The sequence below is a fragment of the Rhodococcus sp. Q1 genome, assembly GCF_004153645.1.
GTDB lineage: Bacteria > Actinomycetota > Actinomycetes > Mycobacteriales > Mycobacteriaceae > Rhodococcus > Rhodococcus gordoniae.
The window spans coordinates 1-12,873 of sequence record NZ_SDMJ01000016.1; the positions used below are offsets into that span (position 1 = coordinate 1).

Genomic DNA, 12,873 nt, shown 5'->3' on the forward strand with positions numbered 1-12,873 from the left:
GACTTCACTCATTCAGTTGTTGCGACACTCCTGCTGGCACCATCTCGGTTCAAGATCACTTTCGAAACACGGCCTAGCTTCTACGCCTCCACTTCGCGGCGCATGACGATCCGCGGCCAGCGGTCGAGACCGTGTTTCCGTTCCTCCGCGCGGATCCGGGCGAGGGCGGGGGAGAGGGCATCGTCCGCGACGGTGCGGAAGCCGAGACGCGCGTAGTACGGGCCGTTCCACGGCACGTCGCGGTAGGTCGTCAGCGACAGGGATCCGAAGCCGGCGTCCCGCGCCCACCCCGCGGCGTGCTCGATCAGCATGCAACCGATACCGCGACGCGCGTGGTCGGGATGCACCGACACCTGCTCGATGTGGACGCCGTCGTCGACGATGTCGGCCGCGAGATACGCGACCGGGAGCCTGTCTCCGTCGAACCACACCCAGCAGCGACCCGCGTCCCGATGGACGCGCAGATCCTCGACGGACGGGGGATCGTCGTCGGCCACGAAGGTCATACCGATCTCGGCGAAGGGCTTCCCCGCTGCGCGTTCGATCTCCTGCAGCACCGGCAGGTCGTCGTCGGTGGCCAGACGGATCGGGGGCAGATCCTTGTAGTAGTACATCGCCGTCGGCGAGTGCGCGTAGAGGCCGAACCGTTCGGTCATCGGTACGTACCCGGCCTTCGCGTACAGCGCGATCGCCTCGGGTTGCTCGCTCCCCGTCTCGAGGACCATGCGACGGCGACCGGCATCGGTCGCGGTCCGTTCGAGCGCACCCAGCACCCGTTCGGCCACACCGCGGCGCCGCGCGTTCGCCCGCACGTACATCCGCTTGATCTCGGCGTCCCCGTCGCGCAGTCCTCGATGCGAGGGCTCCGGAGCACGCCAACCGCCGATCCCGCCCGGGATCCCGTCGGTCAGCGCCAGGAGGAACACGCCGCGCGGGGGCCGGAATTCGTGCGGCAACAGCCCGGTGTCGTCGGGCCCGCCGTATCTCCGCACGTATTCGAGCTGAACTTCGCCGATGAGGGCCAGCACGTCCGGATCGTCCAGTGGACGAGGTTCGATCAGCACCGGGAAAGCGTACCGATCCGGTCCCGGCGTCCGGGCGGGCCTGCCTGGACCTCCGGGTTTCGTGCACGCCCGCGAAACCCTTAGCATCGGAGCGGTGATGCGGGAGCTCGCCGACGCCTACTGGACGGACATCGAACCCGGCCGGGTGACGGTGGCCGTCCCGGTCGGTGCGCTCGAACAGCACGGCCCGCATCTTCCCCTCGACACCGACACCCGGATCGCAGCCGCTGTCGCCGCCGCGCTGCCCGAGACGGTCCTTGCGCCGCCTCTGCCCTACGGGGCGAGCGGCGAGCACGAAGGCTTCGCCGGTACCGTGTCGATCGGTGCCGAGGTGACGAAGGCGCTGATCGTCGAATACGGCAGGTCGGTGTGCCGGTGGGCGAAACGGGTGGTCTTCGTCAACGGGCACGGTGGCAACGCCTATCCGCTGATCGAGGCGGTGAGCCTCCTGCGCTACGAGGGCCGCGACGCTGCCTGGCTTCCGTGCGCGGTGCCCGCGTCCGACGCCCACGCCGGTGTCACCGAGACGAGTCTGATGCTGCACCTGGCACCCGGGACGGTCGACATGGCCCGCGCGGCGGTGGGAGCGACGGAATCGATCGGCGCACTGATGCCTCGATTGCGCGAAGCCGGTATCGTCTCGGTGTCCGCGAACGGAGTGCTGGGAGACCCTACCGAGGCCACCGCAGAACTCGGCGCGCGCCTGTTCGCGAGTCTGGTCGAGCGGGCGCGTGCACAGGTCGCCCGGTGGGAGCCGGGAACGGAAGGAAGGCTTCGGTGAGTCGGGCGATTACTCCACAGGCGACGTCCCCGGAGGCGGCGCAGCCCCGGGCGACCCGGCTCCCCGACGGTTTCGGTGTGCGGATCGACGCTCGCGTGCGCAGCTTCGCCGGAGGACGTGTCCTCGTCGGAGGGTCACCCACGCGGATGCTGACACTCGCACCCGCCGCCGCGGCCATGATCGACGAGGACTTCGTCGAGGTGGTCGACGCGCGGAGTGCCGCGGTCGCGCGTCGCCTGCTCGACTCGGGTATCGGGAATCCTCGCCCGACGAAACTGCCGCCCAGTTCCGCCGTCACCGTCGTCGTACCGGTCAAGGACAATGCGCCGGGCCTCGCCCGTCTGCTCGCCGCTGTCGAAGGGCACGAGGTCGTGGTCGTCGACGACGGATCCGACAAGCCTGTCGAGCCACCGGCCCGCGGTCGAGTCCGGGTGATCAGGCACGAGACCGCACGCGGGCCGGCGGCGGCCCGCAACACCGGACTGCAGGAGGTGACAACGGAATTCGTCGCCTTCCTCGATTCCGATGTGGTGCCGCAGCTGGGCTGGCTCGAACGATCGCTGGGGCATTTCACCGATCCTGCGGTCGCTCTCGTCGCGCCACGCATCGTGGCCCTCGAACCCGACAGCAGCGCACTGGCGAAGTACGAGCACGCACGGTCGTCGCTCGATCTCGGCAGCCGGGAGTCCGCGGTCGTCGCGGGTGGTCCCGTCTCGTACGTGCCGAGCGCGGCATTGCTCGTACGTCGCGACGCCCTCGTCGCCTGCGGTGGTTTCGACGAGACGATGCACGTGGCCGAGGACGTCGATCTGTGCCGGCGACTGCAGGGTGCGGGGTGGCGGTTGCGGTACGAACCCATCTCGCGGGTCGCGCACGACCATCGCACCCGTCTCCGGACGTGGTTGACACGCAAGGCGTTCTACGGCACCGGTGCGGCCCCGCTCGCGGATCGGCATCCGGGTTCCGTCCCGCCGATGGTGATGTCGATCTGGACGCTCCTCGCGTGTGTCGCGATCGCGACCTTCACCCGCGTCGGGGTGATCGCAGCCGTGCTGACGCAGGTGGTCACCTTCGTGCGGTTGCGGCGGATGTTCTCCGGACTCGACCGGCCCGACCGCATCGCCGCGCTGCTCACCGCCCAGGGATTCGCCGGTGGTCTGTGGCAGGTGGCGTCGGCGGTGTGCCGGCACTACTGGCCGGTGACGGTCGTCGCAGCGGTGTTCTCCCGCAAGGTTCGCCGTGCGGTTCTGGCCTTCGCTGTGGCCGAAGGTATCTGGGACTGGAAGGCGCACCGCGAGAGCGGCGGGCTCGATCCTGTCCGCTATCTGCTCTACAAGCGCCTCGACGACCTCGCATACGGAGCAGGGTTGTGGAAGGGTGCGTTCGACGCCCGTACGGCGTCGGCGCTCGTACCCGACATCCGGAAGTGACATGATCCCGGCGCGCGCCGATGTGGTGATCGTCGGGGGTGGTAGCTGCGGGTGCGTTCTCGCCGCCCGGCTCAGCGACGATCCCGACCGCACCGTGCTGGTGCTCGAGGAGGGCGCGGTCTTCGGATCGGTGTCCGCCGTTCCGAAGGAGATCCGCGACGCCGCCGTCCTTCCGGTGGGTCCGGAAAGCCCGTGGACGACGAGCTTTCCCGCACGGTTGACCCCCGACGTCGACGCGACCGTGACGCGCGGCAGGGTGCTCGGCGGATCCGGGGCGGTCAACGGCGCCTATTTCGTGCGCGCGCGACCGGCCGACTTCGCGTCCTGGCCCGCATCGTGGTCCTACGAGCAGGTGCTTCCGTACTTCCGGGCCACGGAGACCGACGCGGACTTCACCGGCGACCTCCACGGGGCATCCGGTCCGATTCCGGTCGCCCGGGTACCGCGCGACCGGATGCATCCGCTCTCGCGGGCCTTCGCCGACGCCGCCGAACGCGCCGGTTTCGCTTCCGTCGCCGACCTCAACGCTCCGGGACCCGACGGGGTCGGCGCGGTCCCGTCGAACGTCCGCGACGGGACGAGGGTGAGCCCCTTCCTCGCGTATCTGGAACCCGTCCTGGACCGGCCGAATCTGACGGTCGCCGGCGGGGTGAGCGCGACCCGCGTCGTGATCTCCGGTGATCGCGCGAGGGGTGTCGAGATCGCCGGACCCGACGGACCGCGCACGGTCTCGGCCGGGCACGTGATCGTCGCCGCGGGCGCGGTGAGATCTCCCCAGTTGCTGATGCTCTCCGGCATCGGCCCGGCCGACGAACTGCGACGGCTCGGCATCGACCCGCTGCACGACCTTCCCGGGGTGGGCCGCGAATTCTCCGACCATCCGGAGTTCACCGTCCCGTACCGGTTCCGCCCGGGTCTCCCGCCGCACACGGTGCTGCTCGAGACGGTCCTGCACACCGAGAACCTCGAAGTGCGTCCGTACACCGCGTCTTTCGGCGCGGCGATCCCCGGCAGCGGCGTTCCGGATCCGGTCCTCGGCGTCGTCCTGACCCGCCCGCGCAGCCGCGGACGCATCGTGCTCGACGAACGCGACCCCAGGCGCCCACCGCTGCTCGACTACCGGTACCTGACGGACCCGGCCGACCGGACGACCCTGGAGGAGGGTGTCCGGCTCGCGACCGATCTGCTCGCAGGCGTCGCCGGTGTCGTCGAGACCGGCAGCGTGGACGCCGGCAACGGCAGACTCGGAACGTCGCTGCATCTGTCCGGCACCTGCCGGATGGGCGACGACGAGCACGCCGTGGTCGACGAGTGGTGCCGCGTGCGCGGGACCGACCGGTTGAGCGTCGTCGACACCTCGGTGTTTCCGCAGGCACCGAGCCGGGGACCGCACGCGACCGCGGTGATGCTCGCCCATCGCGTCGCGACCGCTGCGAAGGTCGGACTGCCGTATCCGGTGTGATCCCGACTACAGTGGCGGGGGAGGAGGCGCCCGTACATGACGGATCGTGGAATCGCGACGACCAACCCCTGGGTGGCACTGGGTCCGGGAGCGGACGTGGCCGCGCACGCACGTGCGGTGCTGCGCGCGCACGGCACGTTCGTCTCCGCACGCGGCACGGATCGGCTCGACGGGGTGCGCTCGGTGGTCCGCGACTCGTGGAGCCGGAGCCTGCAGCGCGGCATCGATCCCGACGTCGTCGAACAACCCGCGCTGCTCGACGGGCGCGAACTCGAGGAGTACCGCGCCGGTCACCCGATGTCGTTGATCCGCCCGGTGGTGCGCAAACTCCTCGTCGAGGACGCCGCCGACAGCGGACTGCTGGTCGCGATCACCGACGGGCAGGGCCGGCTGCTGTGGGTCGAGGGCGATCACGCCGCCCGCGACCGCGCCCTGTCGATGAGCTTCGTCGAAGGAGCCGACTGGAGCGAGGACCGCGTCGGCACCAACGCGCCGGGAACCGCTCTCGCCGTGGATCATTCGGTACAGATCTTCGGCGCCGAACATTTCAACCGCACGGTGCACGAATGGAGTTGTTCGGCCGCTCCGGTGCACGACCCCACCAGCGGACGGATCCTCGGTGCCATCGACATCACCGGCGGGCACCGCGTCGCCGCCCCCGAGGTCCTGCAGCTCGTCCGCGCCACGGTCGCTGCGGCAGAAGCCGAGCTGCGGCTCCACGCCCTCAGCGGCCGCCCGCTGCTCTCCTCGGCGACGCCGCGCATCGAGACCATCGGCACCGGGCGTCCCGCCCTGCACCGCGGGGGCGAACGGGTCGGCCTGTCCCGCAGGCACGCCGAGATCCTGCTGATCCTCGCCGATCATCCCGAGGGCCTGAGTTCCGACCGGCTCGCGGTGCTGCTCGACGAGAACGAGCTGGACTCGGTGACCATCCGCGCCGAGATGTCGCGTCTGCGCAAGGTGCTCGGGGCGGAACATCTCGGCTCACGGCCCTACCGGTTGCTGACCGTGCTCGACACCGACGTCGCGGATGTGCGCCGCGCGCTCGACCGCGGCGACGTGGCCTCGGCGGTGCGTCTGTGCGCCGGTGAGATCCTGCCCGGCTCGGTGGCGCCGGGCGTCGAGGAGATCCGCGACGAACTCCGCACGGGGGTGCGGGCCGCACTGCTGCGCTGCGGAGACGAGCACCTGCTCGCACAGTGGACTTCGTCCGTCCACGGCCGCGAGGACATCACCGCGTGGGCGGCCTACCGGGCCTCGATCGATCCTCGATCACCCCGCTTCGCGCAGGTCGACGCCACAGTGACCCGATTGGACAGGCTGCTCGCAACGTAGTTGCAACCCTCGCGTCCGTAGTGTTCCGGATCACATACCGACCGCTCGACGCTGCAGGAGATGCACATGACCGTGTACGCCCGTCCCGGTTCGCCCGACGCCCTCATGTCGTTCCAGTCCCGGTACGACAACTGGATCGGCGGCCAGTGGGTGCCGCCTGTGAAGGGGGAGTACTTCGAGAACGTCACCCCCGTCACCGGCCAGGTGTTCACCGAGGTCGCTCGCGGCACCGAGGAAGACATCGAACTCGCGCTCGACGCTGCCCATGCCGCCGCACCGGCCTGGGGCAGGACGTCGCCCGCCGAACGCGCGCTGATCCTCAACAAGATCGCCGACCGCATCGAGGAGAACCTCGAATCGATCGCCCTCGCCGAGTCGTGGGACAACGGCAAGCCCATCCGCGAGACTCTCAACGCCGACATCCCGCTCGCGATCGACCACTTCCGTTACTTCGCGGGAGCCATTCGCGCGCAAGAAGGGTCGATCTCCGAGATCGACTCCGAGACGGTCGCTTACCACTTCCACGAGCCGCTCGGTGTCGTCGGCCAGATCATCCCGTGGAACTTCCCGATCCTCATGGCCGTGTGGAAGCTGGCACCCGCCCTGGCCGCCGGCAACGCCGTCGTCCTCAAGCCGGCCGAGCAGACCCCGGCGTCGATCCTGCACCTGATCTCGATCATCGGCGACCTGCTGCCGCCCGGGGTGATCAACATCGTCAACGGTTTCGGTGTCGAAGCCGGCAAGCCTCTCGCATCGAGCCCGCGCATCCGCAAGATCGCGTTCACCGGTGAGACCACCACGGGCCGGCTGATCATGCAGTACGCCTCGCAGAACCTGATCCCGGTGACCCTCGAGCTCGGCGGCAAGAGCCCCAACATCTTCTTCTCCGACGTGCTGTCGGCGAACGACGACTACCAGGACAAGGCCCTCGAAGGCTTCACGATGTTCGCCCTCAACCAGGGCGAGGTGTGCACGTGCCCGTCTCGTGCACTGATCCAGCAGGACATCTTCGACGACTTCCTCTCGCTTGCCGCGGTCCGTACCAAGGCCGTCCGCCAGGGCGACCCGCTCGACACCGACACGATGATCGGCGCCCAGGCGTCGAACGATCAGCTCGAGAAGATCCTGTCGTACATCGAGATCGGCAAGAGCGAGGGTGCCAAGGTCATCACCGGTGGTGAGCGCGCCGATCTCGGCGGCGACCTCTCGGGCGGCTACTACGTGCAGCCGACGATCTTCCAGGGCGACAACACGATGCGCATCTTCCAGGAGGAGATCTTCGGCCCGGTCGTGTCCGTGACGTCCTTCGGTGATTTCGACGACGCGATCTCGATCGCCAACGACACCCTTTACGGTCTCGGTGCCGGCGTCTGGTCCCGCGACGGTGGTGTCGCCTACCGTGCCGGTCGCGCCATCCAGGCCGGCCGGGTGTGGACGAACACCTACCACCAGTACCCCGCGCACGCGGCCTTCGGTGGGTACAAGCAGTCCGGCATCGGCCGCGAGAACCACCACATGATGCTCGACCACTACCAGCAGACGAAGAACCTCCTGGTGTCCTACGCTCCCAAGGCACAGGGCTTCTTCTGATGCACACTTCGGCGCCTGTCACGTCCGCACGACGTGGCAGGCGCCGTCGCCATACGCACCGAGCACCGTGCACCCAACGGAAAGGGCATGTCTGTGACCGTCCCACGCCTCGTGGCGACCGTCGACGCCGTCGCACTGCTGCGCCGCCTCGCGCAGCGCACCGGACCGCTCATGATGCACCAGTCCGGCGGATGCTGCGACGGCTCCGCGCCGATGTGTTATCCCGACGGTGAGTTCCTCGTCGGCGACCGTGACGTCCTCCTCGGAGTCCTCGATCTGCGTCTCGGGGCGGGGGAGACCCGCGCCGATCGGCCGGTCGGTGCCGACGCTGTGCCGGTGTGGATCTCCGGTTCGCAGTTCGAGGCGTGGAAGCACACCTGTCTCGTCCTCGACGTGGTGCCCGGACGCGGCTCCGGGTTCAGTCTCGAGAGCCCGGAGGGAGTGCGTTTCCTCAGCAGGGGGCGCGCGTTCACCCCCGACGAACTGGCGCTTCTCGAAACCGACCGGCCGCGGACCGGCCGCGACCGGGAGGCCGGTGACCAGCCCGCCGCGTCCGATACGCCGACCGTGGTCGCCGAGGCCGCCGACGCGTGTCCGGTGCCCGGCCTGTCCCCGTGATCCACGCTCGTCCGACCTCGAGATCCCGCCGAGGAGGGTGACTCCCCGGCCGGCTGCCCGGGTGCGTCAGAATCGGGACGGAATCCGTCCGGATTCCGGATGACGATGTGGGCGCCCGGTGGGTGCGGCGAGGAGTGGGCGATGGCCTTCGCAGGCAACGTGGACGAACTGGCACTGCTGCAGACGGTGCGTCTGAAGAAGCAGGTCACGGCAGAGGTGCTCGCCGCGCACCTCGGTGTCTCGGTGGCGGCCGGCCAGGCCGCGGTGACCGCGCTCCTCGAGCAGGGCAAGGCCGCGGAGAACGACGGCGGCATCAGTCTCACCGACAAGGGCTCCTCCGAGCTGAACGACCAGCTCGACGCGGAGCGGGTCTCCATCGACGAGGATTCGATCTCGGATCTCTACGACCGGTTCCTCCCCCTCGACGAGGAACTGGCCACGCTCCTCGAGAACGCGGACTCCGACGGATTCGTCGACGGCCTCATCGCCCTCGACCGGCAGGCGCAGAGCCTGTTCGACGACGTATCGGCGTTCGTGCCGCGACTGTCGCGCTACCAGGATCTGTTCGCCGAGGCCCTGGAGAAGATCAAGGGCGGCTCGCTCGCGTGGGCCACCGCGGCCAACATCGACTCCTACGCCTCCGTGTGGAGCGAGATGCGCCGGGAGATCGCGGGCGCCGCCGGACGCTGACAATGTCGTTCGTTCGGCATACTATGTGATGCCGGTCACCCCCACCCCCTTCCGGGGGTGGTGAAGGGGTGACCGGAATCACTACGTTTCGTTCATCCGCGGAGGCGACCACGCCCGCGGTTCGAACGGACAACGGAGGACTCACGTGACCAGTGTGTCGACCCCGGGGGCTGCCGAACCCCCCGTCGCCGGACCGGTGGGACGTTCCCGTCCCGACTCAACCGCGCCCCGCCGCGCGGGGCAGAAGAAGGACGGGCCCGGTATCCGGCGCGTCGCCGTGGCCAGTTGCATGGGCACGACGATCGAATTCTACGACTTCTTCATCTACGGCACCGCTGCCGCGCTCGTCTTCCCGACGGTCTTCTTCCCGGCGCTCGGATCGACCGCGGGTACCGTCGCCTCCTTCGCGACCTTCGCGGTCGCGTTCATCGCCCGCCCCGTGGGTGCAATGCTGTTCGGGCACTTCGGTGATCGCATCGGCCGCAAGAAGACACTCATCTCCACGCTGCTGCTGATGGGCATCTCCACGCTGCTCATCGGTCTTCTGCCCGGCGCCGAGACCATCGGTGTCGCCGCCCCGATCATCCTCGTGCTGTTGCGCTTCGCACAAGGATTCGCCGTGGGCGGCGAGTGGGCCGGCGCGACGCTGCTCACCGCCGAATACGCGCCACCGGGTCAACGCGGTCTGTATGCGATGTTCCCGCAGCTCGGTCCCGCCATCGCCTTCGCACTGTCGAGCGGCACCTTCCTGTTCACCGGTCTCGCCCTCGGCGACACCAACGACGCCTTCCTGAACTACGGCTGGCGGATCCCGTTCCTGCTCAGCATCGTTCTGGTGGGCATCGGCCTCTACATGCGCCTCGCCATCGAAGAAACCCCCGTCTTCCGCGCAGATCAGGAGGCTCGCCTCCGTACAGAACAGGAAGCCCGTCGTAACACCCCGGGCGAGGAGGCCCAGGCCCCGCGCCGGCTGCCCTTCCTCGACGCGCTGCGCTACCAGGCCAAGGAGATCTTCCTCGCCGGCGGTGCGCTGGCCATCATGTTCGCCTTCTTCTACATGGGCACGGCCTACCTGACCAGCTACGCAACCTCGAAGCTCGGGTTCGACCGGCCGTTCGTCCTCATGGTGGGTATCGCCTCGTCGCTGGTGTTCGGTCTCGCGATCGTGCTGTCCGCGCTGTATTCCGACCGCGTCGGGCGCCGGAAGGTCATCATGGTCTCGTGCGCGTTCTCCGTGGTCTGGGCACTGGTGTTGTTCCCGCTCCTCGACACCGGTTCACCGATCGCGTTCGTGCTCGGAATGATGATCACCCTCGCGATCTTCGGTGTCGCCTACGGGCCGTGCGGAGCACTGCTGCCCGAGATGTTCGCGACCCGCTACCGCTACACCGGTGCCGGTCTCGGCTACAACTTCGCCGGTGTCCTCGGCGGCGCCATCCCGCCGATGATCGCCGCCCCGCTCGCCGCCTCCTACGGCGGCATCGCGATCGGGATCATGCTGGCCGGAATCGGCCTCGTGAGCCTGGTCTGCACCGCGGCGCTCGTGGAGACCCGCGACCGGGCCCTCTGATCCACCGCCCCACCGATCCACCCCCCGGTGGCGGTCGTCCGGCAGCATCCCGACGACCGCCACCACAGCCGTATCCCCGTCTCGAGAAGGAGAATGCGATGTCCGGCCTCGACGTCGACCGTCTGCCGAGCTACACCCAGGGTGCCTGGGATGTCCCGTTGCTCGGCGACACCATCGGCGACAACCTCGACCGCACCGCCGCCCGCTTCGGCGACCGTGAGGCGCTTGTCGATTCCGCCGCCGGAAAGCGCTGGAGTTACACCGAATTCGTCGAGGATGTCGACGTGCTCGCGCTCGGCATGCTGCGGTCGGGCATCGTCAAGGGCGACCGCGTCGGCATCTGGGCGCCCAACTGCTGGCAGTGGGTGCTCGTGCAGTACGCGACGGCGAAGATCGGAGCGATCCTCGTCAACATCAATCCCGCCTACCGGTCGCACGAGCTGCAGTACGTGCTCGAGCAGGCGGGCATTCGGATGCTGGTGTCCGCCCCGACGTTCAAGACCTCCGACTACGCGCAGATGATCGAGACCGTCCGGCCCAACTGTCCCGATCTCGAGGACGTCGTCCTCCTCGACTCGCCGCGGTGGGACGACCTCGTCGACACCGGTCGCGCTGCGCTCGCCGAGGACCGGGCATCGCTCGACGCGGCCCAGGCGGCCCTGTCGCCCGACGATCCCATCAACATCCAGTACACCTCGGGCACCACCGGTTTCCCCAAGGGCGCCACTCTCAGTCACCACAACGTGCTCAACAACGGTTTCTTCGTCGGCGAGCTGTGCCACTACACCGAACACGACCGCGTGTGTATTCCCGTGCCGCTGTACCACTGCTTCGGGATGACGATGGGCAACCTCGCGTGCACGAGTCACGGCGCGACCATCGTGTTGCCGGCGCCGGGATTCGACCCCGCCGCGACGCTCGGTGCGGTCGCCGCGGAGAAGTGCACGTCGCTGTACGGGGTGCCGACGATGTTCATCGCCGAACTGGCCGACCCCGGATTCGAGAACTACGACCTGTCGAGTCTGCGGACCGGAATCATGGCGGGATCGCCGTGTCCGGTGGAGGTGATGAAGCAGGTGATCGACCGGATGGGCATGAGCGAGGTCTCCATCTGCTACGGCATGACCGAGACCTCGCCGGTGTCCACGCAGACCCGCAGCGACGACAGCATCGAACGGCGGGTGAGTACCGTCGGGCGTGTCGGCCCGCATCTCGAGGTCAAGATCGTCGACCCGGTCACCGGGCTGACCGTGCCGCGGGGGGAGCCCGGTGAACTGTGCACTCGCGGCTATTCGGTGATGCTCGGCTACTGGGATCAGCCCGACAAGACCGCCGAGGCGATCGACGCGGGCCGATGGATGCACACCGGTGACATCGGCGTCATGGACGAGGACGGATACGTCTCGGTGACCGGCCGGATCAAGGACATGGTCATCAGGGGAGGCGAGAACATCTATCCCCGCGAGATCGAGGAATTCCTCTACACCCATCCGGACATCCTCGACGCCCAGGTAGTCGGCGTGCCCGACACGAAGTACGGCGAGGAACTCATGGCGTGGATCCGGATGCGCGAGGGCGCCGAACCGCTCGATGCCGATTCGCTCCGGACGTTCTGCACCGGAAAGCTCGCCCACTACAAGATCCCGCGCTATGTGCACGTGGTCGAGGAGTTCCCGATGACGGTGACCGGGAAGGTCCGCAAGGTGGAGATGCGCGAGCAGGCGATCGCCTTGCTCGAGGCGACACGAGCGGACGGGGGCCGGTGAGACCACGGCCCTGCCGGAGAAGGATGTTCACTCGAAAGGCACGTCGAATCCGCCTCGTGTGAGACGTTCATGATCGACACTGATGGGGTACATGGTCGTCGAGGTTGCGCCGCCCCGGGTGCGGCGCCGAACAGAGAGGCTCACCATGGGACAGATCATCGGCACGATCATCTTCGGCGCAGTCATCGGTATCCTCGCCCGGTTGGTGATCCCCGGTAAGCAGGCGATGGGGATGCTCATCACCATCGTCATCGGCATCATCGGTGCGCTGATCGGTTACTGGATCTGGGGTCTGATCTCGTCCGAAGGTAACGAGAACACCTCCGGCATCGACTGGATCCGCTGGATCATCTCCATCGCCGTCGCTGTGGTGCTCACCCTCATCTACACGTCTGCGACGCGCGAGCGGCGATAGCTGCGAGTCGTCGCGCGGGGCTCCGCTCGGACGCCGCGAACGTCGTGTACCGGCAGTCGCCCGTGCACGACGGTCCTCGGCCGGTCCGGGCGGAGCCTCCGGCCGTGCCTGGATGCGCTCCCGGACCACGTGCGCAGAGGTGGTCCCGGACG

Annotated in this window: 11 protein-coding genes; 10 read left to right on the forward strand and 1 reads right to left on the reverse strand. The window is 68.5% G+C overall.

What is annotated here, in order from left to right; all coding sequences use genetic code 11:
• Positions 1 to 80: 80 nt before the first annotated feature.
• Positions 81 to 1,064, reverse strand: coding sequence for a GNAT family N-acetyltransferase (locus tag EQ874_RS22645; RefSeq protein ID WP_129978261.1), 984 nt, complete (start codon positions 1,062 to 1,064; stop codon positions 81 to 83).
• Between the two features lie 97 nt (positions 1,065 to 1,161).
• Here EQ874_RS22645 and mftE point away from each other — a divergent pair, with 97 nt between their 5' ends.
• The 10 genes from mftE to EQ874_RS22695 all read left to right on the forward strand — a co-directional run bounded on the left by mftE (position 1,162) and on the right by EQ874_RS22695 (position 12,721).
• On the forward strand, positions 1,162 to 1,845 hold the full coding sequence (gene mftE / locus EQ874_RS22650; protein ID WP_037222272.1) for a mycofactocin biosynthesis peptidyl-dipeptidase MftE: 684 nt from the start codon (positions 1,162 to 1,164) through the stop codon (positions 1,843 to 1,845).
• Positions 1,842 to 3,275: a mycofactocin biosynthesis glycosyltransferase MftF gene (mftF, locus tag EQ874_RS22655; RefSeq protein WP_129978262.1), complete on the forward strand. Its 1,434-nt coding sequence runs from the start codon at positions 1,842 to 1,844 to the stop codon at positions 3,273 to 3,275. The genes mftE and mftF overlap by 4 nt, the downstream gene beginning before the upstream one ends.
• A gap of 1 nt (position 3,276) precedes the next feature.
• Entirely contained in the window at positions 3,277 to 4,737 is a 1,461-nt protein-coding gene (gene mftG / locus EQ874_RS22660; RefSeq protein ID WP_129978263.1) for a mycofactocin system GMC family oxidoreductase MftG, read from the forward strand.
• A 36-nt stretch (positions 4,738 to 4,773) separates the two neighbouring features.
• Complete coding sequence (locus EQ874_RS22665; RefSeq protein WP_129978264.1) at positions 4,774 to 6,072, forward strand: helix-turn-helix domain-containing protein; 1,299 nt, start codon at positions 4,774 to 4,776, stop codon at positions 6,070 to 6,072.
• A gap of 66 nt (positions 6,073 to 6,138) precedes the next feature.
• Entirely contained in the window at positions 6,139 to 7,662 is a 1,524-nt protein-coding gene (gene adh / locus EQ874_RS22670; protein ID WP_026003462.1) for an aldehyde dehydrogenase, read from the forward strand.
• Between the two features lie 87 nt (positions 7,663 to 7,749).
• A complete protein-coding gene (locus tag EQ874_RS22675; RefSeq protein WP_064062532.1) occupies positions 7,750 to 8,280 on the forward strand; it encodes a DUF779 domain-containing protein in 531 nt (176 codons plus the stop codon).
• A 141-nt stretch (positions 8,281 to 8,421) separates the two neighbouring features.
• On the forward strand, positions 8,422 to 8,970 hold the full coding sequence (locus EQ874_RS22680) for a hypothetical protein (RefSeq protein WP_129978270.1): 549 nt from the start codon (positions 8,422 to 8,424) through the stop codon (positions 8,968 to 8,970).
• A gap of 262 nt (positions 8,971 to 9,232) precedes the next feature.
• The gene (locus tag EQ874_RS22685) at positions 9,233 to 10,540 is read left to right on the forward strand and encodes an MFS transporter (protein WP_242496896.1); all 1,308 of its coding nucleotides are present in this window, start codon (positions 9,233 to 9,235) and stop codon (positions 10,538 to 10,540) included.
• A gap of 98 nt (positions 10,541 to 10,638) precedes the next feature.
• Positions 10,639 to 12,306 (forward strand): AMP-binding protein, encoded by a 1,668-nt coding sequence (locus tag EQ874_RS22690; RefSeq protein ID WP_129978266.1) that lies wholly within the window; start codon positions 10,639 to 10,641, stop codon positions 12,304 to 12,306.
• A gap of 145 nt (positions 12,307 to 12,451) precedes the next feature.
• Positions 12,452 to 12,721 (forward strand): GlsB/YeaQ/YmgE family stress response membrane protein, encoded by a 270-nt coding sequence (locus EQ874_RS22695; RefSeq protein WP_016932945.1) that lies wholly within the window; start codon positions 12,452 to 12,454, stop codon positions 12,719 to 12,721.
• Positions 12,722 to 12,873: the final 152 nt, after the last annotated feature.

Bases quoted from the DNA above. Each gene is read 5' to 3' on its own strand.
- mftE (WP_037222272.1), top strand. From the start codon at position 1,162: ATGCGGGAGCTCGCCGACGCCTACTGGACGGACATCGAACCCGGCCGG.
- mftG (WP_129978263.1), top strand. From the start codon at position 3,277: ATGATCCCGGCGCGCGCCGATGTGGTGATCGTCGGGGGTGGTAGCTGC.
- EQ874_RS22665 (WP_129978264.1), top strand. From the start codon at position 4,774: ATGACGGATCGTGGAATCGCGACGACCAACCCCTGGGTGGCACTGGGT.
- adh (WP_026003462.1), top strand. From the start codon at position 6,139: ATGACCGTGTACGCCCGTCCCGGTTCGCCCGACGCCCTCATGTCGTTC.
- EQ874_RS22675 (WP_064062532.1), top strand. From the start codon at position 7,750: ATGTCTGTGACCGTCCCACGCCTCGTGGCGACCGTCGACGCCGTCGCA.
- EQ874_RS22680 (WP_129978270.1), top strand. From the start codon at position 8,422: ATGGCCTTCGCAGGCAACGTGGACGAACTGGCACTGCTGCAGACGGTG.
- EQ874_RS22690 (WP_129978266.1), top strand. From the start codon at position 10,639: ATGTCCGGCCTCGACGTCGACCGTCTGCCGAGCTACACCCAGGGTGCC.
- EQ874_RS22695 (WP_016932945.1), top strand. From the start codon at position 12,452: ATGGGACAGATCATCGGCACGATCATCTTCGGCGCAGTCATCGGTATC.